Here is a 20,696-nt window from a genome sequence, read left to right as displayed (position 1 = left end):
AGGACAATAATATGAAAAAACGTACAATCGTCCCCATCGTCTATATCCTGTTCCTCATGCTACCAATCTACTGGCTGGTCGCGATGAGCTTTAAGACAACAAATGAGATCCTGTCTGGTTTCTCATTGTTCCCGCAAACCTTTACGCTGGATAACTATAAAACGATCTTCACCGATCCCAGCTGGTATTGGGGTTATATCAACTCTATCGCATATGTGAGCATCAACACGGTGATTTCGATCGCTGTCGCCCTGCCTGCCGCCTATGCCTTTAGCCGTTATCGGTTTTTGGGGGACAAGCAGCTGTTCTTCTGGTTGTTGACCAACCGGATGGCCCCCGCCGCCGTTTTCGCCCTACCCTTCTTCCAGCTTTATTCCGCGGTTGAGCTGTTTGACACCTATCTGGCTGTTGCGCTAGCACACTGTCTGTTCAACATTCCGCTGTCGGTCTGGATTCTGGAAGGATTTATGGGGGGGATCCCAAAGGAGTTGGACGAAACCGCCTATGTCGATGGCTATTCTTTCCCGCGTTTCTTTGCCACGATCTTTATCCCATCCATCAAAGCCGGTGTTGGTGTGGCAGCGTTCTTCTGCTTCATGTTCTCATGGGTCGAACTGCTCCTCGCAAAAACACTCACCGCTGTGGCTGCGAAACCAATTGCAGCAACCATGACCAAAACCGCATCAAGCGCGGGATATGAACTGGGCCTTTTGGCAGCGGCCGGAACACTCACCATTATCCCCGGTGCTATCGTGATCTATTTTGTCCGCAATTACATCGCAAAAGGTTTTGCGATGGGGAGAGTTTGATATGTTTTCATGGATGGCTTGGACTTGGCCCACGGCGCTATTGTTCATTGGGATTTTCTCAGCAATCGGCCTGCTGATTGTTTTAGAAATCCGCAGCCCCGGTGGCGACCTGCGCAAAGGTGTGCTGGGGCTTGAAACAACACGCGGAGATCGCTTGTTTATCTCACTGCTGGGCACATCATACATCTTTCTCGCATGGCTCGGATTGATCGGAATGCCCCTATGGTGGCCATTGGGACTGTCTGTTGCATGGTGTGTTTTTTGCTTCTGGAAAGTGTAACTGCGGCGCAACTTCGATTGATTACTTCACATTTTTAACAGCGTTCCGGGGCCATCGCAGCTGCGATGGCCCCAGGCATCCGAAAAATTAGTTTCCAAATACCTCTTATAATCATAGCATGTCAGGAACCACATCATGGACCGGACGACAGACCCAATGCGTAAAAAACAAGAAAAAACGCTACTCACAGAGGTGGAGCTCGAGTTCATGACAGTTGTCTGGGACATCGGCTCTGGCACTGTGCGCGACATTCTAGCGGAACTGAACAAAGTACAGGAACGTGCCTATACATCTGTTGCCACCGTGTTGAAAATCATGGAACAGAAAGGCTTTGTCAGCAGTACCCGCGTGGATCGCTCGCTGGTTTACAGTCCAGCAGTTCCCAAGGCAGACTATCAGAAAACAACACTCAAAAACCTTTCGAGCAAATTATTCAATGGCGCGCCAGCAACCTTGGTTGCGCGTTTGGTGGATGACGAAGACATCACCGATGAAATGCTCGAAGAGATGCGAGCGCTTTTGACTGAAAGGCTGGGGGACAATGAACGCTGATGCACTGCTGAACGCCTACATCGACCTAAACCTTCTATTCTTAGCTGCTGTTGTATTATGGCTGCTTATGCGGCGCGGCCTATCAACCACGCGCGCTGGAAAATCCTATTTGCCACAGCTCCGCGTTTTGAACATTTTGACCCTTGCTCTGCCACTTGCGCCTTTTGTGGTGGTGTTGCTGTCATACATAAACGTGCGTGCTCCTTCGAATATATCGGACCTGCTCGTTGCCCAGTATTTACAGGGTAACGTCAGTATGAGCGCGACCAAATTCGAAACATTGCTGGGGCTGAGAGAAGATGCCGTTCGGGCCCTGATCTTGCAACAAACGCTTTGGGCCAAGGTTATCACCTACAGTATTATCGCTGGTTCTGTGTTTTATGTTCTGTCGCTGTTTGCCTCGCTGATCAAACTGCGCCAAGTGGTATATGATAGCTTCCTTTATAAACGCATTGGAAAAGTTGAGCTGCGCGTCTCTCAAGAGACACAAGTGGCATTCTCAACTCGCGGATTTTTCCGCCACTTTGTTGTGATCCCTGCACCCCTACTGGACCGGCCTGCTGATCTGCGCATGACTGTCGCTCATGAACTGCAGCACTTCCGTCATCGAGATATCGAATATGAATTCCTATTAGAACTGCTGCGCCCGATCCTTTTTTGGAACCCTGCGTATTTTCTGTGGCGCCGCGATGTACGTGCCTTGCGAGAATTTGCCTGTGATCAAGTGTTGATGCGCCGTCTCAACTTTGATGCACGCGATTACTGCGAATGCCTGATCCGTGCCTGTGCTGATGCGGTTAAACAGCCCAATCTGTTCATGCGCCGTTCACCTGTTGTGCCATTGGTCAATCAAAGAGAAATTCGCCGTAGCAGCGCATTGGCTAAGCGTATCTTTGTGGTCACCATGCCACGAAGCCCCGTATCTATGCCTGTAACTTGGACATTTATCACAGTCATCCTTGTGGGTGCCATCTTTTACAGCGCGATCCTGCTACAACGATCAAACGATTGGACCCATGACCGCATCATGCTCTCCACAATCGTAAACCTAGAACGCATGGCCAATCGTGCTCAACTAGATCCAGTCGTTGCTACCAACGCGCTGACTGGCAGCTTTACCGTAGGTTCTCCTTAAGAGATCAAAAAGCAGACGCCTCATTGGTATTGAGCAGGAATTTTCTAAAAAATGGAGTGCACGCGGCCCCCATTACCCGTGCCATAGGGCCCATGCTGCCTGCAACGACGCGGGGTAAAAGCAGGCCGCGGTGATCTAAGGTGCTCAGTTTTTGCTCCACCTGAGCAACCAAAGTACGCCGCACGCCATCCGGCACAGCACCATCAATGACAATCGCTTCAAAATCAATAACCGCACATGCAGACAAACAGGCCTCTGCTAGGGCCTCCGCACTCTCTTCGATCCATTGCTGCAGTTGCGGTTCAATCGCATCCCAATCTAGCGGATGTTCCCACAATATCGGGCTGTCTTGGCCATCAGTTTCCAAGGCCGTCTTTAACACATGCAATGACGCCTGATCATGTAAACGGTGCGCGCCAGTGGGCCCACAAACCGGCATAGGCCCCATTGCCCCTGCATTGCCACGCCGTCCTTCATAAACGGAATGGTTCAACACAACACCGCCCCCAACAAAACTCCCGACATAGAAATAAGCGTAGTCCTGATACCCCTTCCCCTGCCCCAGAATATGCTCTGCACGGCAAGCTGCAGTGGCATCGTTCAGTACAAAAACATCGTGCTCGCAAAACCGAGCAATTTCCGCATGAAAGTCCATCTCACGCCAAGCCGCCAGTTCTGTCTCTGACGCACCGATTTGACGGCTCCAACTCCATAGATCGTGGGGCACCCCAATTCCCAGTCCACAGACCCGCTGTATCTCATCCTCTGAGAGCCCATCCTCTATCTCAGACATTTCACACGCCACAAATTCGAAGACATCTGCAGGGCGCGGATAGGTATATGAAAAGCTACTCTGATGACGCAGATTGCCTGTAAAATCCATCCAGACGAAATCCGCGCTGCGTCGGCCAATCTTCAAACCATAAGCAAAAGCGCCATTTGGGTTTATTTGCATCGGGATAGAGGGCTTCCCAACACGCCCTTTAAGAGCCTGTCCCCGCCGTAATAACGCATCGGCTTCCATTTTCCTGAGGATAACCGACGCAGTCTGGCTGGATAACCCTGTGCGCCGTGCCAGCTCGCTCCCCGGTATTCCCTCAACCTCTTGATGTAAAAGTGTGAGAATAAGACGCTCGTTATGCGCTCGCATCCCGCTTGAATTTGTTCCCGGCGTGCCTTGTCGTTCGATTACCATGTGTAAGCCCCCTGAACACCGCCGATCAAGTGATCACAAAAAAAGCGGGCTGCACGCAACCCGCTTTTTCAATGTCGACACGATTAAAGATAGATCAAAGCGCTTTTTTGAGCGCTTCCACCAGATCTGTGCGTTCCCAGCTAAAGCCGCCGTCCGTTTCTGGGTCGCGCCCGAAATGCCCATAGGCAGCGGTGCGCTGGTAAATCGGTTTATTCAGGCCCAGATGCTCGCGAATACCGCGTGGGGTAAGATCCATGACATTATCAATAGCCGCCTCAATTTGCGCGGGGTCCACTTCCCCAGTGCCAAAGGTATCTGCATAAATCGACAGAGGTTTAGACACACCGATCGCATAAGACAGCTGGATCGTGCAACGCTCTGCCAGACCAGCCGCAACGACATTTTTAGCCAGATAGCGCGCCGCATAAGCCGCAGAGCGATCAACCTTTGTCGGGTCTTTACCAGAGAATGCACCACCACCATGAGGGGCCGCACCGCCATACGTATCCACGATGATTTTACGCCCGGTCAAACCCGCATCCCCGTCAGGGCCACCGATCACAAATTTACCGGTAGGGTTGACGTGCCACTCCGTAGCATCCGTCAGCCAACCAGCGGGCAGGACTTCGCGAATATAAGGTTCAACAATTGCACGGATATCACCAGATGTAAGAGTTTCATCCAAATGCTGCGTAGACAAAACAAGTGAACTTACGCCAACTGGTTTTCCGTCACGGTATACTACGGATAGCTGGGATTTTGCATCAGGGCCAAGTGCGGGTTCAGTACCGTTTTTGCGCACTTCCGCCAGACGCCGCAAAATCGCATGACTGTACTGAATCGGTGCAGGCATCAAAGCAGGTGTTTCAGTGGTGGCATAGCCAAACATGATACCCTGATCGCCTGCCCCTTCATCCTTATCAGCTGCAGCATCTACACCTTGGGCGATATGTGCAGATTGTTCATGCAATAGATTGGTGATTTCAACCGTCTCATGATGAAATTTATCCTGCTCATAGCCGATATCTTTGATGCAAGCGCGCGCGATTTCATCAATACGGCCCATGTAGTCTTTGAGTTTTGCCTGATCTGACAGGCCGACTTCGCCCCCGATCACCACGCGGTTTGTGGTGGCAAAGGTTTCCGCAGCGACACGCGCTTCGGGTTCCTCAGAAAGAAAAGCGTCCAGTACAGCGTCCGAGATACGGTCACAGACCTTGTCTGGGTGCCCTTCGGAAACGGACTCCGAAGTGAAGGTGTAGTTTTGTCGTGTCATGAAGATGCTCCATTGGGTTTGCTCTGACACGCCAGGAAGCCGTTGTGACAGAGAGTAGCCCTGAGATAGGGTGCGCAAGCGAATTCGTCAATTCTTACTATGGAAAGATTAAGCGGCTATGACGTTGTTGCAAAGCTTTCGAAAAACCAGCAGCCACAACAAGTAAAACGACCAGCGCAAAAATCGGCCAATCCCCGGTCTTGCTGTACAATGTCACGGAAAGCGGGGATGGAAGCTGTGCGTCAATATAGCCTGCTTCACCAAGCGGAATCGTTTCGCGCAAACGTCCATAAGGGTCAATCATCGCTGAAATACCCGTATTTGCTACGCGTATCATCGGCAGCCCCTGTTCCGCAGCTCGCATTTGTGCCTGTACCAAATGCTGCTGTGGCCCCGCCTTCACTCCAAACCAAGCATCATTGGTAATTTGCGTCAGCATTTCAGGGCGTTCAGTCACCTGATAGATGTCTTGCGGGAAAACAGCCTCATAGCAGATGAGAGGCAACATTTTTCCAACAGGCGTATCAATCACCTGCAATGATGGTCCTGCAGCGTAACCAGCTCCATCTTGCGAGGCGAGGCCATGAATGCCGAGCTTAGCCATCACATCACCAAAAGGGACATATTCGCCAAAGGGTACAAGATGCGCTTTGTCATACGTTTGCATCACCGCGCCATCCCGATCTAATAGAATAGCGGAGTTATGGTAAAGGCCACTTTCTTCTCGCTGAATACCAAGCATGATTGGCACACCGCGTGCTCCGCTTGAAATCATGCGCAATGTGTCCTCAGCGTAGTTCAGCCATTGAGGCACCGAGGTTTCAGGCCAAACAATCAGATCCGGGCGCGGCGTCTGCGCCGAATAATCAACCTGACGCTGCACGAAGGTCCAACGCAAGTCAGGATCCCATTTTTGGTCCTGCGGCGCATTGGGCTGCACCAAGCGGACAGTCTTATCTGTCATTTCTAACTGATCAGGCCTGCTCTCTTTTTGCAAGAGTGCGCAACCAACAGCACCCGCAAGACAGAGAGGCGCCAGCATAGGAATTACCCTCTCAATACGCAGCGCGCGCGCTGAAGAACGCCAGAAAAGGACACATGGCAAAGTGGCTCCCAACAGCAGCGTCGCGACCCCATGCGGCCCGATAAAAGGCAGTAAAGCAAACCTATAATCGGTTCCCATATGCAGCTGAGCGAGTCCAGCCCAAGGAAACCCCGTCAGCAAATACGCACGGGCAAACTCAGCGAGGCCCCACCAGCCAATCAGGGCTAGAATGCGCCAGTGTCCGTTTGCAAGCCGGTGCGACAAGGCAAATGCCGCCCCCCAAAACAACGCAAGCCCTGCAGCTAGGAAGAGCAATGCAAAGGGTGCCATCCAGGCATGTGCCTGCGCATCCACTTGAAATGGTTCTAAAATCCACTGAAGACCATTGGCGAAATACCCACAGCCAAATAACCAGCCATATAAGGCCGCCTGCTTTGTGGTCGTCGCCCGTAAAAACAGGTCGGCAATCACGATCAATGAAACCGGCGCTGCCCAGATCCAATTGAATGGTGCTAACCCTTGCGCCATCAAAGCACCCAAGCCAAATGAAAGCGCTGGTATTACCCCTGCAGTCAGCCGGTTTGGCAGCTGACTGTGCAAAGAAAACATCATTCAGCGGCAGCCTGTGGCAAACGAACGCGCAGTCGTTTAATGCGACGTGGATCGGCGTCCATTACCTCAAACTCTGTCCCGTCGGGATGTAGGATAACTTCTCCGCGCGCGGGAACCCGTCCAGACAGCATAAAGACCAGTCCACCCAGTGTATCAATGTCTTCATCGTCCACGTCATCATGAGCAGAGAGCGCATGGCCAATCTCGCTCTCGAACTCTGGCAAAGGTGTGCGGGCTTGCGCAACAAAACACCCTGGCTTTTCACGAAACCAAGTCTGACTTTCGTCGGTGTCATGCTCGTCTTCGATCTCACCAACCACCTGTTCGATCAGATCCTCGATCGTCACCAGCCCATCGACACCGCCATATTCATCAATCACCAAAGCCATATGGCGGCGTTCTGCCTGCATCTTGGTCAGCAGGACACCAATCGTCATCGATGGCGGCACAAACAAGAGAGGACGCAATAGATTTTCCAGATCAAAAGCATCATCTTCACAGTTGAATCCATTCGTCAGCGCAAAGTCTTTGAGGTGAGCCATACCTAAAGGCGTATCAAGCGTACCATCATAGACAGGGATTCGTGTAAAACCGCTATCGCGGAACACCTGCACAAGTTCATCTTTCGATGTCGTAGACGAGACCGAAACAATCTCAGCGACCGGAATAGCGACGTCCTGAACCCGCATCCTACGCAGGTTGATCATACCGTGGAGGGGCTGATCCTGAGGTGCGACAGGAGCGTTTGCAACCTGTTCTTTCGTGTCACTAACGGAAATTGAGCCAAAGAGGCGTCCAAAAAATCCGGTTTTCTGTACAGTGTCTGTCGAGACATCACTGCTTGCATTCTGCAGCGCGCTTTGCGCTGCGTTAGAACTGCCTTCTATGTCGCCCATTTGTCCTATCCGTTATGATCCCGGGTCGGGACCTTCATCCAATATATATGGGTCTTTGATCCCCAGCTTGCCAAGTATCTCGACCTCTAAAGATTCCATCAAAGTGGCGTCTTTGTCACGAATGTGATCATACCCCAAAAGATGCAGTATTCCGTGAACGACCAAATGTCGCACGTGATCTGCAAAAGATTTGTGCGCCTCTTCCGCTTCGCGTGCGCAAGTTTCATAAGCAATTGCGATATCACCAAGCGCACATTCGCCCGTAAAATCCGGCTCGGGCTTCTGGGGTGAGCCGCCATCTTCTGCCGCAGACAGTTCCTCGGCTGGCCAACTCAAAACATTGGTCGGCTTCGGCTTATCGCGAAACTCGGCGTTCAATTCAGCAATCCGCGCATCAGAACAGGCCAAAACCGCAAACTCACATTCATCCAGATTCAGGCCAAAATGTGCAAGTACCGCGCCAGCGGCCTCTGCTACGAGCCTGTCCAGATCTGCCGCCTGCCAACGTGCATCCTCGCATTCAATATCTAGCATCAAACATGCCCTTCACCGATGGCCAAGGCAGTTAGCCTTGTTTTTCATCTGCCTCATAGGCTTCGATGATGGCAGCAACAAGAGGATGACGCACCACATCCCGCGCAGTGAAGTAATTAAAGCTGATCTTTGGAATATTGTTCAGCAACCGTTCTGCATCGCGCAAGCCCGATTGGACCCCACGTGGCAAATCGATCTGGCTACGATCCCCTGTGATCACCATCCGAGACCCTTCGCCCAACCGGGTCAGGAACATTTTCATCTGCATCGTGGTTGCGTTCTGCGCTTCATCCAAAACAACAAAAGCATTGGACAATGTGCGACCGCGCATAAAGGCCAGTGGCGCAATTTCAATCCGCTTGTCTTCCATCAGCTTTGCGAGCTGTTTGCCCGGCAAGAAGTCATTCAGCGCATCGTACAATGGCTGCATATAAGGATCGACTTTATCTTTCATATCCCCCGGCAAATAGCCAAGCTTTTCACCAGCCTCCACCGCCGGGCGGCTAAGGATAATCTTATCAACGTGGCCGGTGATAAACATCGACACACCAACTGCGACCGCAAGATAGGTTTTACCAGTCCCTGCCGGGCCAATACCAAATGCGAGCTCGTGCTCAAACAAAGACTGCACATATGCTTTTTGCGCATCTGTACGGGGTTCAACCAGTTTCTTACGCGTCTTGATTTCAACCTTGCCGCCACGGAACATTTCCAGCTGACTGCCCGGTGTTTCTTCATCCGGGCTGGTATCCATACGCAGTTCGCGGTCCACATCTGCAGGTTCCACCGTACGCCCCGTTTCCAAGCGATCATAAAGTGTAGTTAGAACAGCAGCAGCCTGCTCTCTCATGCCCGTTTCACCAAGAACGGCCAACTGATTGCCCCTTCGTATAATTTGAACTGAGAGTTTTTGCTCAATTTCAGCCAAGTGGCGATCAAATTCGCCACACAGATCAATCAACAGTCGGTTGTCTGGAAATTCCAAGACCACTTCATGCAAAGCAGTCATATCTTCGGTCGGGGTCGGGGCACCAAGGGCCAAGCGGTTCTCCTGTTACTGGCAGTTCTTCTTTAGTTTGCCGCTGTGGCACACAACCTGCAAGCACCAGAGCGAAAATTTCACCGAATTGAAACAAAATGGCCGCCCAAATGGGCGGCCTTGTCATAAGATGTGATTTGCGTTTGACCCGCTTTACAGCGTATCGGCAATATTCGAGCCACCTTTGAAAGGACCCGTCACAACATTGCGCGGCAATTCGCTGTTACAAACGGGTTTGCCATCAGGTGTGCGACGCAGATCCGCATAGCCTTCAAGCCCGTCATCAATAAACCAATGTTCACAGCCCTGCGGATCAACCCAAATGCCGGCCTGCAGCTGAGACAGATCTTTTCTATCGGTACCGCGGTCACGTGTTTTATCAGGTCCAACAACACCATGCCCACCTGTACAAGCAGACACCATTCCCGCAAGCGCTACCAGAGCAATACCTTTAATCGCGTTCATTGAGTATTCTCCCTTAGCGCAAACAGTAAATTTCAACACGGCGGTTCTCGGCCATATTGGCAGCGCTGGTGTTTGGAACCCGTGGATCACGTTCACCATAAGCCCGAACCGCAAACAAACGTGCACCCACAGAACGCGCTACGCCGGCAACTGCATTCGCACGACGCTGGGACAGGCCGATATTGTATTCATCGGAGGCCCGGCTGTCTGTGTGCCCAGCAACCACAAAGCCACGAAACTGACCTCTTTTTGAGTTAAAGAACGCTTCCAAGCGGTCACGTCCAGCGCGATTGATATGGTGCTTGTCAGTGGCAAAAAACTGATCTGTTGGCATCATGCCACACAGTTCACCGCGACGACAGACAGGCTTACCATTCGGCGTCACATGTGGTGTCATAAAACCTTCGGCACCATCATCCAGCACCCAGTGCTCACAGCCATCAGGATCAACCCAGATGGTTGGAACATAGCGTTCACCGACAACAGTGCGCGTTTGCGCCGAAACGCTTGCACCGCTCAGCGCCAGCGCAATGGCACCGATGGCCACCAGCGCAGGTATTTTTTTCATCACCTTACTCAACACAACCCAACTTCCTTCATTCAAAGTCCCCCAGAACACAGCTTTCGCCATCACATCTGCGCGCATTGTTCCAATTCGTCAGATCCACCAAACCAGTTCAGGATCATGAATGCAATTTTGCATTAATATTTACGTCAGTTCACAGCACACTGAAACAATTTTAAAGAAATTGTTTCCCAAAGCGATGCAATTGAGGCGCACTCTAACACTCATCAATAAAAAATGGCCGCCACAAAAGTGCGCCGACCAAGTGATTCACCTGTCAATTTGGCGACAAAATCAGATCAACTCACCTGCCAATGAGTTCGCGCCTGATGATACAATGCGAACTCGTGCCAGATCTCCAACTGGGCGATCACAATCGGAAACATGCACCGCATGTAGATAATCAGATTTTCCAACCATCTGCCCCTCAAAGCGCCCGGCTTTTTCAAAGAGCACACCAACTTCGCGCCCAACCATGCTGTCCTGCACTTCGCGTTGTTGGCGGGTCAAAAGCGCCTGCAGACGTTGCAATCGATCATCTGCAGCCGCTGGATCAACAAGAGGGCGTTCTGCTGCTGGCGTGCCAGGGCGTGTTGAATATTTAAATGAATAAGCGGTGCCGTATTTGACCTCTTCGACCAGATCAAGTGTGGCTTGAAAATCTTCCTCGGTTTCCTCAGGGAACCCAACGATGAAATCGCCCGAGATCAGAATATCTGGTCGCGCCGCCCGAATACGCTCGATCAGACGAATGTAGCTTTCAGCTGTATGACTGCGATTCATACGTTTCAGAATCTTGTCAGATCCCGCCTGCACAGGCAGATGCAGATAGGGCATCAATTTCGCACAAGTGCCATGTGCCTCAATGAGATCATCCTGCATGTCATTGGGATGACTTGTGGTGAAGCGAATACGTTCCAGCCCGTCGATCTTGTCCAATTCCCAGATCAATTGCGCCAAGGTCAAATCACCGTTGGGCCCGGCACCGTGATATGCATTTACATTCTGGCCAAGCAACGTGATCTCGCGTACGCCCCGCTCCACCAGATCTTGTGCTTCACGTAGAATGCGATCTGCCGGGCGCGACACTTCTGCACCGCGCGTGTAGGGGACAACACAAAAGGCACAGAATTTATCACAGCCTTCCTGAACGGTCAAAAACGCTGTTGGGCCGCGCTTGGCCTTGGGGCGGTTTTTTAGTTTTTCAAACTTATCTTCTTCGGGAAAATCAGTATCGATAACCTTTGCGCCATTATGAGCGCGCGCTTCCATCTCAGGAAGGCGGTGATAACTTTGAGGCCCCACCACCAGATCGACCATGGGCTGGCGGCGCATGATTTCTTCACCTTCCGCCTGTGCGACACACCCGGCCACACCGATTTTCAGATCTGGCTTTGCGGCTTTCAATCCTTTGAAACGCCCAAGTTCCGAATAGACCTTTTCTGCTGCCTTCTCGCGAATGTGGCAGGTGTTGAGCAGAATCATATCTGCATCATCTGCGATTTTGGTCTCCACATACCCCTGCCCGCCCAGCGCCTCAGCCATGCGTTCGCTGTCATAGACATTCATCTGGCAGCCGTAAGTTTTGATAAAAAGCTTCTTGGGAGCGCTCATCGCAGACCGCCTTTCATACCGGGTGGGATCAGCCGCAGCACATATCCTGAAACAGAACGGCTTGCAATGCGCGTGCGTTTACCGGATTTTATTACAAATGCCACCACATCAGGCCCTGAAAAGATGATTTACCATTCTCTGGATGCCTTTCTGGCCAGTAGCAAAACGATTTTGACAAACGGCCCCATTGCCCTTGTGTTTGTAGAGGATGATGTAGAGGTCGCCACAACGTTGCGCCACCACCTGCAATGTGGATTTAAAACTGTCGTCGCTCTTATGCCAGACGCCTTCACGCTGCCAAAAGAGCTGGAAAACCAAGTGCACCGCATTCCTTTCGAATGTCATCCAAGCAGACTTGTCTTTGAAACACTCAATCGAATCATCGCAGGAGCAGCGGCTGGATGCTGGCTATACTACTGTTTTAATGCGGAATATCTTTTCTATCCCTTTTCAAAAACCCGCACCATCGGCGAGATGCTTGCATTTCATACCGAAGAGCGACGCGACTCTATGCTCACCTATGTTGTTGATCTATACGCTCATCAGCCGGACAAACCGGAAAGGGTTGTTTCAATCGAGCACGCCTATCTAGACAGATCAGGGTATTACGCTCAAGCGCGCAAAGATCCCGAAACCAGTCAAATTCGAGAACGCCAATTAGACTTTTTCGGCGGTCTCAGATGGCGATTTGAGGAACACATCCCAGCAACGAGCCGTAAAATCGACCGTATTGCTTTGTTTCGAGCGCGACCCGGATTGCGATTAAACGCAAACCACACGTTTAATGAGCCAGAGTATAATACTTATTCTTGCCCATGGCATCACAACCTTACGGCAGCAATATGCTCGTTCCGTACAGCGAAAGCTCTAAAGCACAACCCCGGCTCACGCAGTGAAATCAAAACTTTTTACTATCGAAACTCAGTTCCATTTCAATGGAACTCCAACCAACTGCTAGATCTCGGACTGATGGAACCAGGGCAGTGGTTTTAAGCGGTACGATCAGGCACGCGCCTCATGTTTCCGTCTTGCGAAGGCGAATAACTACATCGACCGACGCAATTTCCACCCCATCAGGAGCATCAGGTAATTTGGTGATCACCAACTGATCAGAGGGGGCATCTGTCACACGACCGTCGTCTTCCCAAAAGAAATGAGGGTGATCGTGCGTATTCGTGTCAAAATAGCTCTTGGCTCCATCAACCATGATCTCCTGCAGAACCCCCGCATCACAAAAAGCACGCAGCGTATTATACACAGTTGCCAAGGACACCGTTGCGCCTTGGGATTTCGCCGTTTCAAATAGGCTTTCAGCCGTCACATGGCGATGCCTTCCATCTCCAACCAAAAGCTCTGCCAAGGCGACACGCTGCCGTGTCGGGCGCAAGCCTGCTGCAGCCAACCATTGTGTAGCTGTTTCTGTCGCTGAGGGCGCACGTTCGAGCGTCATATCTGTTCCTAGCTATCCTGCCATACAAATATGGCGTAGCCTTGTCCAAATTTCAAATGAAATTCACTCGCAACTAGCCACCCGCCCTCCAATCAATCGTGGCGTCAGCTCTTGCAGGACACATTTGCCCGGTGCTACAGGAGGGCAAATTAGCGATGACACAGCAGGAGACCTGCCCGAATGGCCGAATACCCAAGCAGCTTTGACAAGGAAGACCTTTTGAAATGCGCCCGAGGTGAGCTGTTTGGCCCAGGGAATGCGCAGCTTCCTGCTCCTCCGATGCTTATGATGGATCGTATCACAGACATCTCCGCCGATGGCGGCGCGCACGGCAAAGGTCATGTGTTGGCGGAATTTGATATTACCCCTGATCTTTGGTTCTTTGATTGCCATTTCCCCGGCAACCCAATCATGCCAGGATGCCTCGGGCTTGACGGCTTATGGCAATTGACGGGTTTCAACCTAGGCTGGCGTGGCTGGCAGGGTCGCGGCTATGCATTGGGTGTCGGTGAAGTTAAATTGACGGGCATGGTGCGACCAGATCGCAAAATGCTCACCTATAAAATTGACTTCACAAAAGCCGTTCAAACCCGCCGCCTTACAATGGGTGTCGCAGATGGGATTGTCGAAGCAGATGGCGAAGTCATCTATCAGGTTAAAGACATGAAGGTGGCTTTAAGCGAAAGCTGAAGTCGTTAGATATCGAAATAAGAACTTATAGAAAGAGGCCCAAGGGCCTCTTTTTTGATTCGGGGGCAACCGAACATCTTTTACGCTACGCGCAAAACCGGGTTGTTGCGAGACGCCCTGCGCCTCAATTTTTTGCGCTAAAATTACTCAAAATCCCCCCAGAATTGCTCATAAATCCACCAATTTGTGATTTTGCCTGAACCTCACCCGTCACATTCATTGATTTCAAAGCCAGCTTTGCCCTGACTTGAGAAAGCAGGACGCTTAGGGTTCCGCCGCTTTCCCAGCGGGTCAGGTCCGAGAAGCGTCACCCTTTTGGCAAAATCCGAAAGGGCACACGGCGGGCCAAAATCCCGGGAGGTTACTGCGCTGGTTTAGTCCGCGCCCGATCTCTTTAGTTCCGCCAGCGGGCCGAAAACCAAAAAAACGGCGGAACGCAACAACAGGGAAAGACATGAAATTTAAAAAAATAATGTCTGCAACGGCCCTTGCGATGGGTGTTCTGGCCGGTCTCGCTGTACCTGCCGCAGCAGAAGAGAAAACCGAATTCAAACTTGCCTGGTCGATTTATGTCGGATGGATGCCATGGGGCTATCTGGAAGACAGTGGCATCATGGACAAGTGGGCGGACAAATACGGTATCGACGTAGAGATTGTACAGTTTAACGATTATGTCGAATCGATCAACCAATACACAGCTGGCGCATTTGATGGCGTCTCAGCGACCAATATGGATACGCTGTCCATTCCCTCAGGTGGGGGCGTTGACACGACAGCGCTCATCGTTGGAGATTATTCAAACGGCAATGATGCGGTTATTCTGAAAGGTGAAGGCAGCCTACAAGACCTTAAAGGTAAACCTGTCAACCTGGTCGAACTCTCCGTATCGCACTACCTTCTTGCCCGCGCACTCGACAGTGTCGGACTAGAAGAATCTGATCTGGACGGTGTCATCAACACCTCAGACGCCGATATGATCGCAGCCTATGCCACCAAAGATGTCGAGACTGTGGTGACATGGAACCCATTGGTCTCTGAAATCACCGGCTCAAACGCGGATGCCAATGTCTTGTTTGACAGTGCAGACATCGCTGGTGAGATCCTCGACCTGATGGTCGTCAATACGGAAACTCTGGCCGACAATCCTGCTTTTGGCAAAGCTGTTACAGGTGCGTGGTACGAGGTTATGTCACTCATAGCTGCTGGTGATGAAGATGTGCTAACAGCACTCGCCGAAGCCTCTGGCACGGATCTAGCAGGTTACAAGGCACAGTTGGCAGCGACTGAAATGTTCTTTGATGCAAAAGATGCGGTTGCGCAGGCCAGTGCAGCTGACCTGCCAGAAACCATGACAAATGTTGCAGATTTCCTGTTTGACAAAGGCATCTTAGGCGAAGGCGCACCCAGTGCCGATTTTATTGGTGTCAGCTATCCAGATGGCAGCACCACTGGCGATGCAGGCAACGTCAAGCTGCGCTTTGATACGACATACATGCAGTTGGCAGCCGACGGCAAACTGTAACGATGTGACCTCACAGTGGCCCCTCTTAGACAGAGGGGGCCACAACCTAACTAGGAGGGCTCCGCATGCGATGGATCAACAAAATCCCAGAACGCCCTGCGGCCATACTTTTAGCTGCACTGCCATTTTTGGCGATCTTTCTTGCATATGCCATTGCTTCTGACATTCGCTTGGAAGCAAATCCACAGGACAAACTTCTGCCTGCCCCCTCAACCATTGTTGAAACGGCACAACGGCTCTTTACGGAACCCGATCGGCGGTCAAAAGAAATCCTCTTGTGGAATGATACCTTGGCAAGCCTTGGTCGATTGGCGGCTGGTGTCGGGATTGCGGCAACACTGTCGCTTGCGATTGGGCTAGCAGTTGGGCTTTTGCCCTATGCACGCTCAACCCTGTCCAGCGTCATTGCTGTTTTATCAATGGTTCCGCCACTTGCGCTTTTACCGATCCTTTTCATCGTGTTTGGCCTCGGTGAAACTTCCAAGATTGTTCTCATCGTCATTGGCATTACCCCCTTTATGACACGGGATCTTGCACAGCGCGTACTGGAAATCCCCCACGAACAAATTGTTAAAGCCCAGACCCTTGGGGCATCTTCAGCGGTCATTGCCATGCGCGTCGCTTTACCGCAGGTGTTGCCAAGGCTGATCTCAAACGTGCGCCTTTCACTGGGATCTGCTTGGCTGTTCCTGATCGCAGCCGAAGCTGTCGCCTCAAACGTCGGTTTAGGATACCGGATCTTCCTTGTACGGCGGTATCTCGCAATGGATGTGATCCTTACTTACGTCATGTGGATTACAGTTTTGGCCTTCCTCATCGACTGGCTGTTGAAAAACCTATCACGCCGGGCCTTTCCATGGATGGAGGCAGGTCTATGAGCTTTGTCACCGTCTCAAACCTCTGGCAGCGCTACGGAACCCGCTCCATCCTCGAACGTGTCAATGTGGACATTCACGAAGGAGAATTCATCTCGATCGTTGGAGCGTCAGGCTGCGGCAAATCCACATTCCTGCGTATGCTCTTAGCGCAAGAGCAACCTTATCGTGGCGAAATCCGCATCGATGGCGGCACGCCTGCGCGCGAACCCAACCTTGAACGCGGTGTCGTATTCCAAAAGTACTCGGTCTTTCCACATCTTAGCGTGCGCGACAATTTGATCGCTGCTGAAAGCTTTAACACCCCCTTCGGACGCCTTAGCCGCAACGCGCGCAAAGCTGCCGGCAGGCGCGCCGATGATATGCTGGAACGTATTGGCCTGAACCATGTTGCACATCAGTATCCTGCCTCTTTATCAGGTGGGATGCAGCAACGCCTGGCCATTGGCCAAGCAATGAATGCCAAACCGCGCATCCTGCTACTGGATGAACCCTTTGGCGCACTGGATCCCGGAACACGCTTGCAAATGCATGATTTCCTTATGGAATTGCGCGACGAAACCAACATGACCGTCTTCATGGTCACACATGATCTGCAAGAAGGGTTTAAACTGGGCGATCGCGTGCTCGTTTTCGACAAGCCCCGCTGGGATCCACATGATCCCGGCCGATATGGCGCAACTATCACTTATGATTTTGATGCCCGCGATGGCGGCATCCCGTTTCAAATGAAGGAGGAAACTGATGTTTCTGAATGATCGGGCCAAATCCCGTTCTCATCACCCTGTTGAGCTGCAGCAACTTGCCGATCAACGCGAAAAGCGAAATCACCACCCGGACCTTACGAAGCTTGCCGGATGGAAAGCCATGCATCTTGAAGCGGATCTGCCAGAAGGGCGCATGGAAGAAGAACGCCAGTGGGCATTGCGCATGGGCTTGACCGGTGCCGACAGCATAGAAGACAAATCAATTCCGACCTTTGCGCGCGGTGAGCTTCCGCACTTTGCTGGGATCAATACTTTCCTGAAAGCCCCCTATGCCGAAGACGTTCTGGAAGTTGCCGACTATGACGCAACCGTTCTGGGCATCCCCTTTGATGGCGGCACCACTTATCGCCCCGGCACCCGGTTTGGCCCGCAAGGAGTGCGGAAAATCTCAGCGCTTTACACGCCGTACAATTACGAAATCGGAGTTGATCTGCGCGAACAGATGACGCTTTGCGATGCGGGGGATGTGTTTACCATCCCTGCAAACATCGAAAAATCATTTGACCAGATCAGCCGCGCCGTCAGCCATGTGTTCAGCTCTGGCTCTCTGCCGATCATGATTGGAGGCGACCACTCTATCGGCTTCCCCTGTGTGCGTGGCATTGCAGAATGCACATCCAAGAAGATTGGTATCGTTCACTTTGACCGGCACGCCGACATTCAGGAAAAAGACTTGGATGAGCGGATGCACACAACACCATGGTTCCATTCAACCAACTTGCCCAACGTACCTGCCACCAACCTTGTGCAGATTGGTATCGGAGGCTGGCAAGTTCCCCGCGAGGCCGTCAAAGTCGCTCGTGAGCGCAACACCAATATTATCACCATGGGTGATATGGAGAAAATGGGGATCGATAAAACCATCGAGATGGCACTGGAAATGGCGTGGAAAGATGTCGACATGGTTTACATGTCATTTGACATCGATTCTATCGATTGTGGGTTTGTCCCCGGAACCGGCTGGCCTGAACCCGGTGGTTTCCTACCACGTGAAGCTTTGGCGCTTGCCTCTGGCATTGCTGCTGAAGGCATCTGTGGCCTTGAGCTGGTAGAGGTCTCTCCGCCTTATGATACCTCAGACATCACAGCCCTTATGGGGACGCGTGTCATTGTCGATGTGCTTGGTGCCTTGGTCTCTAACGGCAAGCTCGGGGCGCATAAAAAATTCATCGACAAACCTGTCTCAACGCCACACGGAGAATTTTCAGGGCGCCGCTGGCGCAACGATGGCCCGCATAAGGTGGGGGTCTGATGCCACACGATCATCCACATCACCACCATCACGACCATGCCCCTCACGGGCATGGTCACAATCATGCCCACGGGGATCACCTGCACAGCCATATGCATCATGAAGATGAAGCCGCTGATCTGCAGGTGCTGGCCACGCAGTTCATTGATGGGTTCCTAAAAGCGACTGACAAGACCAGCTATCTGAAACTCGCAGGTGTGCCATTTGAGCGTCCAGCCAAAGATGGCAAAAAAGCATTGAAGCTAATCGACGTCGAGCTGAAGACCGATTGGCAAGTGGGCACCGCATCTCCGTCCTTTGGCTCACAAGAGTTGAGCTACCTTCCCTTCCCCGGCGAGATGGTTCAGGAACGTACCAATATGTCGTTGATTTACGTATCGCTGAAAGAAAAATCGACACTCGATATTCGCGACTTTTTATATCAAAGAAAACAGGAGATAGAGGCATGAAAACGCTTATTGCCGCAATAGTTGCAACCTCAGCAGCGGCGCCCGTGTTGGCCCATACCGATGATCATTTTCACACCCATGGTATCGAATTACTTTTGATCTTGGCTGCGATCGCAGCGGGGGCAGCTTTATTTATGCTTAAGCGCTAACAGCTGTTTGGGTTTTCAAGAATGCACGTTGCCGCAGCAGACAGATCTCAACCTTGTCTCTCTGTTGGTGCCAAAGGTGCATTCTTGAATGTGACACTAGTGCATACGGTCTCTGTCTTGCCCATCACAGCCGCCTGTCTTACTAAGGCGTAAGCAAATCAGGGAGGCCGCATGCGCCGAGTCGTCGTCACAGGGCTGGGGATTGTATCCAGCATCGGGAACAATGCCGAAGAGGTGCTTGCCTCTCTTAAAGCCGGGAAGTCCGGTATTGTAGCCAGCTCCGAGATGGCCGAACACGGGTTTCGCAGCCAGATCGCAGGCACGCTGAAAATCGATATCAAAGAACATGTCGATAAACGCACTTTGCGTTTTATGGGCCCTGGTGCCGCTTATGCCCATATTGCCATGCAACAAGCCATTTCTGATGCGGGTCTGACACAAGAGCAGATTGTAAATGAACGCACAGGTCTGGTTGCCGGCTCTGGTGGTCCTTCTACATCTGCGATGCTGACTGCCCATCAGACGGTTTTGAAATCAGGCGCGACCAAACGCATTGGCCCGTTTGCAGTCCCTAAAGCCATGTCGTCGACCATTTCTGCAAACTTAGCGACTGCGTTTAAAATCAAAGGCATCAACTATTCCATCACCTCGGCCTGTTCAACTTCACTGCATTGCATCGGAAACGCTGCCGAACAGATCATGATGGGCAAGCAAGACGTGATGTTCGCTGGTGGTGCGGAAGAGCTGGATTGGACTCTCTCTTGCCTGTTCGATGCAATGGGCGCCATGTCCTCAAAAAACAATGACACTCCTGAAAAAGCATCCCGTGCCTTTGACCAAGATCGCGACGGTTTTGTCATCACCGGCGGTGGCGGCATTGTCGTTTTGGAAGATCTGGAACATGCGCTGGCACGTGGCGCAAAAATATACGCCGAAGTAACCGGGTTTGCAGCCACATCAGATGGGCATGATATGGTCGCGCCATCTGGCGAAGGTGGCGAACGCGCCATGCGACTGGCTCTTCAAACTTTACCTGAAGGACGCGCTGTCAGTTACATCAACGCTCATGGCACGTCCACGCCTGTTGGCGATGTTGGTGAGGTTGAAGCCGTCCGCCGTGTCTTTGGTGAAGGCAGTGTTCCCCCCATCAGTTCTACCAAATCAATGACAGGCCATGGGCAAGGTGCAGCAGGCGCAATGGAAGCGATTTTCTGTCTGCTCATGCTCGATAATGATTTCATCACCCCCTCGATCAATGTTGAGACTTTGGCTGAAGGGATCAACGACGGCGAGATCGCAACTGAACTGGTCAAAAATGCCGGTCTCGACAGCGTTATGACCAACAGCTTTGGGTTTGGAGGGACCAACGGTTCGATGGTTCTCTCCAAATATCGCGATTAATCACGGGTGGGACGCAGACGGCCCAAAAGGGCCGTTTGTATCACAGGCGCACTGGGCTCCACATTTACGAAACGCCCAATTCTTGACCTTTGTAGTCAATTGCGCCTATCCAAAATAAAATTCG

At 51.7% G+C, this 20,696-nt stretch carries 23 protein-coding genes and 2 riboswitches; of the genes, 13 read left to right on the top strand and 10 right to left on the bottom strand.

The window, feature by feature from the left end:
* Nucleotides 1–11 precede the first annotated feature (11 nt).
* From BLP79_RS01635 to BLP79_RS01620, 4 genes are all read left to right on the top strand, one after another.
* Nucleotides 12–809: a carbohydrate ABC transporter permease gene (locus tag BLP79_RS01635; protein ID WP_090215182.1), complete on the top strand. Its 798-nt coding sequence runs from the start codon at nucleotides 12–14 to the stop codon at nucleotides 807–809.
* 1 nt (nucleotide 810) lies between these two features.
* The gene (locus tag BLP79_RS01630; RefSeq protein ID WP_090215180.1) at nucleotides 811–1,089 is read left to right on the top strand and encodes a DUF2160 domain-containing protein; all 279 of its coding nucleotides are present in this window, start codon (nucleotides 811–813) and stop codon (nucleotides 1,087–1,089) included.
* A gap of 135 nt (nucleotides 1,090–1,224) precedes the next feature.
* Nucleotides 1,225–1,641 carry a BlaI/MecI/CopY family transcriptional regulator gene (locus BLP79_RS01625; RefSeq protein ID WP_232716331.1) on the top strand — a complete coding sequence of 139 codons (417 nt, stop codon included), beginning with the start codon at nucleotides 1,225–1,227 and terminating at the stop codon, nucleotides 1,639–1,641.
* On the top strand, nucleotides 1,631–2,776 hold the full coding sequence (locus BLP79_RS01620) for a M56 family metallopeptidase (RefSeq protein WP_090215178.1): 1,146 nt from the start codon (nucleotides 1,631–1,633) through the stop codon (nucleotides 2,774–2,776). Before BLP79_RS01625 ends, BLP79_RS01620 begins: the two co-directional genes overlap by 11 nt.
* Before the next feature lie 4 nt (nucleotides 2,777–2,780).
* Here the strand turns inward: BLP79_RS01620 and BLP79_RS01615 are convergent, their stop codons facing one another.
* From BLP79_RS01615 to miaB, 9 genes are all read right to left on the bottom strand, one after another.
* Nucleotides 2,781–3,971 carry an ROK family transcriptional regulator gene (locus BLP79_RS01615; RefSeq protein WP_090215176.1) on the bottom strand — a complete coding sequence of 397 codons (1,191 nt, stop codon included), beginning with the start codon at nucleotides 3,969–3,971 and terminating at the stop codon, nucleotides 2,781–2,783.
* 94 nt (nucleotides 3,972–4,065) lie between these two features.
* Complete coding sequence (gene metK, locus BLP79_RS01610) at nucleotides 4,066–5,247, bottom strand: methionine adenosyltransferase (RefSeq protein WP_090215174.1); 1,182 nt, start codon at nucleotides 5,245–5,247, stop codon at nucleotides 4,066–4,068.
* 5 nt (nucleotides 5,248–5,252) lie between these two features.
* Nucleotides 5,253–5,301, bottom strand: a riboswitch (SAM-SAH riboswitch).
* A gap of 43 nt (nucleotides 5,302–5,344) precedes the next feature.
* Nucleotides 5,345–6,904, bottom strand: coding sequence for an apolipoprotein N-acyltransferase (lnt, locus tag BLP79_RS01605; RefSeq protein ID WP_232716332.1), 1,560 nt, complete (start codon nucleotides 6,902–6,904; stop codon nucleotides 5,345–5,347).
* Entirely contained in the window at nucleotides 6,901–7,800 is a 900-nt protein-coding gene (locus BLP79_RS01600) for a hemolysin family protein (RefSeq protein ID WP_090215171.1), read from the bottom strand. Before BLP79_RS01600 ends, lnt begins: the two co-directional genes overlap by 4 nt.
* Before the next feature lie 12 nt (nucleotides 7,801–7,812).
* On the bottom strand, nucleotides 7,813–8,337 hold the full coding sequence (gene ybeY / locus BLP79_RS01595; protein ID WP_090215168.1) for an rRNA maturation RNase YbeY: 525 nt from the start codon (nucleotides 8,335–8,337) through the stop codon (nucleotides 7,813–7,815).
* A 28-nt stretch (nucleotides 8,338–8,365) separates the two neighbouring features.
* Complete coding sequence (locus BLP79_RS01590; protein WP_090215165.1) at nucleotides 8,366–9,376, bottom strand: PhoH family protein; 1,011 nt, start codon at nucleotides 9,374–9,376, stop codon at nucleotides 8,366–8,368.
* A 150-nt stretch (nucleotides 9,377–9,526) separates the two neighbouring features.
* Nucleotides 9,527–9,838, bottom strand: coding sequence for a hypothetical protein (locus BLP79_RS01585; protein ID WP_090215163.1), 312 nt, complete (start codon nucleotides 9,836–9,838; stop codon nucleotides 9,527–9,529).
* A 13-nt stretch (nucleotides 9,839–9,851) separates the two neighbouring features.
* A complete protein-coding gene (locus tag BLP79_RS01580) occupies nucleotides 9,852–10,406 on the bottom strand; it encodes an OmpA family protein (protein ID WP_090215688.1) in 555 nt (184 codons plus the stop codon).
* A gap of 291 nt (nucleotides 10,407–10,697) precedes the next feature.
* Nucleotides 10,698–12,017, bottom strand: a complete 1,320-nt coding sequence (miaB, locus tag BLP79_RS01575) for a tRNA (N6-isopentenyl adenosine(37)-C2)-methylthiotransferase MiaB (RefSeq protein WP_090215160.1) — start codon at nucleotides 12,015–12,017, stop codon at nucleotides 10,698–10,700.
* Between the two features lie 66 nt (nucleotides 12,018–12,083).
* On the opposite strand from miaB, the gene BLP79_RS01570 reads away from it, so the two are divergent.
* Nucleotides 12,084–13,010: a hypothetical protein gene (locus BLP79_RS01570; RefSeq protein WP_408607937.1), complete on the top strand. Its 927-nt coding sequence runs from the start codon at nucleotides 12,084–12,086 to the stop codon at nucleotides 13,008–13,010.
* Nucleotides 13,011–13,032: 22 nt separating this feature from the next.
* Here the strand turns inward: BLP79_RS01570 and irrA are convergent, their stop codons facing one another.
* Nucleotides 13,033–13,467: an iron response transcriptional regulator IrrA gene (gene irrA, locus BLP79_RS01565; protein ID WP_090215158.1), complete on the bottom strand. Its 435-nt coding sequence runs from the start codon at nucleotides 13,465–13,467 to the stop codon at nucleotides 13,033–13,035.
* Nucleotides 13,468–13,647: 180 nt separating this feature from the next.
* Here irrA and fabA point away from each other — a divergent pair, with 180 nt between their 5' ends.
* The 8 genes from fabA to fabB all read left to right on the top strand — a co-directional run bounded on the left by fabA (nucleotide 13,648) and on the right by fabB (nucleotide 20,572).
* Entirely contained in the window at nucleotides 13,648–14,157 is a 510-nt protein-coding gene (gene fabA / locus BLP79_RS01560; protein ID WP_090215155.1) for a bifunctional 3-hydroxydecanoyl-ACP dehydratase/trans-2-decenoyl-ACP isomerase, read from the top strand.
* Between the two features lie 253 nt (nucleotides 14,158–14,410).
* A riboswitch (guanidine-I (ykkC/yxkD leader) is annotated at nucleotides 14,411–14,519 on the top strand.
* A 92-nt stretch (nucleotides 14,520–14,611) separates the two neighbouring features.
* Nucleotides 14,612–15,679 (top strand): putative urea ABC transporter substrate-binding protein, encoded by a 1,068-nt coding sequence (locus BLP79_RS01555; protein ID WP_090215153.1) that lies wholly within the window; start codon nucleotides 14,612–14,614, stop codon nucleotides 15,677–15,679.
* A 65-nt stretch (nucleotides 15,680–15,744) separates the two neighbouring features.
* Nucleotides 15,745–16,557, top strand: coding sequence for an ABC transporter permease (locus tag BLP79_RS01550; RefSeq protein ID WP_090215150.1), 813 nt, complete (start codon nucleotides 15,745–15,747; stop codon nucleotides 16,555–16,557).
* Nucleotides 16,554–17,312 (top strand): ABC transporter ATP-binding protein, encoded by a 759-nt coding sequence (locus BLP79_RS01545; protein ID WP_090215146.1) that lies wholly within the window; start codon nucleotides 16,554–16,556, stop codon nucleotides 17,310–17,312. The genes BLP79_RS01550 and BLP79_RS01545 overlap by 4 nt, the downstream gene beginning before the upstream one ends.
* Nucleotides 17,299–18,573 (top strand): agmatinase family protein, encoded by a 1,275-nt coding sequence (locus tag BLP79_RS01540; RefSeq protein WP_090215143.1) that lies wholly within the window; start codon nucleotides 17,299–17,301, stop codon nucleotides 18,571–18,573. The genes BLP79_RS01545 and BLP79_RS01540 overlap by 14 nt, the downstream gene beginning before the upstream one ends.
* Nucleotides 18,573–19,022, top strand: coding sequence for a hypothetical protein (locus BLP79_RS01535; protein ID WP_090215140.1), 450 nt, complete (start codon nucleotides 18,573–18,575; stop codon nucleotides 19,020–19,022). Before BLP79_RS01540 ends, BLP79_RS01535 begins: the two co-directional genes overlap by 1 nt.
* A complete protein-coding gene (locus tag BLP79_RS19435) occupies nucleotides 19,019–19,171 on the top strand; it encodes a peptidase M23 (RefSeq protein ID WP_100269068.1) in 153 nt (50 codons plus the stop codon). Before BLP79_RS01535 ends, BLP79_RS19435 begins: the two co-directional genes overlap by 4 nt.
* Before the next feature lie 171 nt (nucleotides 19,172–19,342).
* Complete coding sequence (gene fabB / locus BLP79_RS01530) at nucleotides 19,343–20,572, top strand: beta-ketoacyl-ACP synthase I (RefSeq protein ID WP_090215137.1); 1,230 nt, start codon at nucleotides 19,343–19,345, stop codon at nucleotides 20,570–20,572.
* The last annotated feature ends 124 nt before the right edge of the window (nucleotides 20,573–20,696 follow it).

The sequence above is a fragment of the Epibacterium ulvae genome, assembly GCF_900102795.1.
In the GTDB taxonomy this organism is placed as follows: Bacteria; Pseudomonadota; Alphaproteobacteria; order Rhodobacterales; family Rhodobacteraceae; genus Epibacterium; species Epibacterium ulvae.
This window is presented reverse-complemented; position numbering and strand designations above follow the sequence as displayed.

Excerpts from the sequence above, each read along its gene's own strand:
- BLP79_RS01600 (WP_090215171.1), bottom strand. The coding sequence starts at position 7,800 with ATGGGCGACATAGAAGGCAGTTCTAACGCAGCGCAAAGCGCGCTGCAG.
- irrA (WP_090215158.1), bottom strand. The coding sequence starts at position 13,467 with ATGACGCTCGAACGTGCGCCCTCAGCGACAGAAACAGCTACACAATGG.
- BLP79_RS01585 (WP_090215163.1), bottom strand. The coding sequence starts at position 9,838 with ATGAACGCGATTAAAGGTATTGCTCTGGTAGCGCTTGCGGGAATGGTG.
- BLP79_RS01620 (WP_090215178.1), top strand. The coding sequence starts at position 1,631 with ATGAACGCTGATGCACTGCTGAACGCCTACATCGACCTAAACCTTCTA.
- BLP79_RS01545 (WP_090215146.1), top strand. The coding sequence starts at position 16,554 with ATGAGCTTTGTCACCGTCTCAAACCTCTGGCAGCGCTACGGAACCCGC.
- BLP79_RS19435 (WP_100269068.1), top strand. The coding sequence starts at position 19,019 with ATGAAAACGCTTATTGCCGCAATAGTTGCAACCTCAGCAGCGGCGCCC.
- BLP79_RS01570 (WP_408607937.1), top strand. The coding sequence starts at position 12,084 with ATGCGCGTGCGTTTACCGGATTTTATTACAAATGCCACCACATCAGGC.
- fabB (WP_090215137.1), top strand. The coding sequence starts at position 19,343 with ATGCGCCGAGTCGTCGTCACAGGGCTGGGGATTGTATCCAGCATCGGG.
- BLP79_RS01550 (WP_090215150.1), top strand. The coding sequence starts at position 15,745 with ATGCGATGGATCAACAAAATCCCAGAACGCCCTGCGGCCATACTTTTA.
- fabA (WP_090215155.1), top strand. The coding sequence starts at position 13,648 with ATGGCCGAATACCCAAGCAGCTTTGACAAGGAAGACCTTTTGAAATGC.
- BLP79_RS01535 (WP_090215140.1), top strand. The coding sequence starts at position 18,573 with ATGCCACACGATCATCCACATCACCACCATCACGACCATGCCCCTCAC.
- BLP79_RS01635 (WP_090215182.1), top strand. The coding sequence starts at position 12 with ATGAAAAAACGTACAATCGTCCCCATCGTCTATATCCTGTTCCTCATG.
- BLP79_RS01555 (WP_090215153.1), top strand. The coding sequence starts at position 14,612 with ATGAAATTTAAAAAAATAATGTCTGCAACGGCCCTTGCGATGGGTGTT.
- BLP79_RS01615 (WP_090215176.1), bottom strand. The coding sequence starts at position 3,971 with ATGGTAATCGAACGACAAGGCACGCCGGGAACAAATTCAAGCGGGATG.
- lnt (WP_232716332.1), bottom strand. The coding sequence starts at position 6,904 with ATGATGTTTTCTTTGCACAGTCAGCTGCCAAACCGGCTGACTGCAGGG.
- BLP79_RS01540 (WP_090215143.1), top strand. The coding sequence starts at position 17,299 with ATGTTTCTGAATGATCGGGCCAAATCCCGTTCTCATCACCCTGTTGAG.
- BLP79_RS01630 (WP_090215180.1), top strand. The coding sequence starts at position 811 with ATGTTTTCATGGATGGCTTGGACTTGGCCCACGGCGCTATTGTTCATT.
- BLP79_RS01625 (WP_232716331.1), top strand. The coding sequence starts at position 1,225 with ATGGACCGGACGACAGACCCAATGCGTAAAAAACAAGAAAAAACGCTA.
- BLP79_RS01580 (WP_090215688.1), bottom strand. The coding sequence starts at position 10,406 with ATGAAAAAAATACCTGCGCTGGTGGCCATCGGTGCCATTGCGCTGGCG.
- miaB (WP_090215160.1), bottom strand. The coding sequence starts at position 12,017 with ATGAGCGCTCCCAAGAAGCTTTTTATCAAAACTTACGGCTGCCAGATG.
- metK (WP_090215174.1), bottom strand. The coding sequence starts at position 5,247 with ATGACACGACAAAACTACACCTTCACTTCGGAGTCCGTTTCCGAAGGG.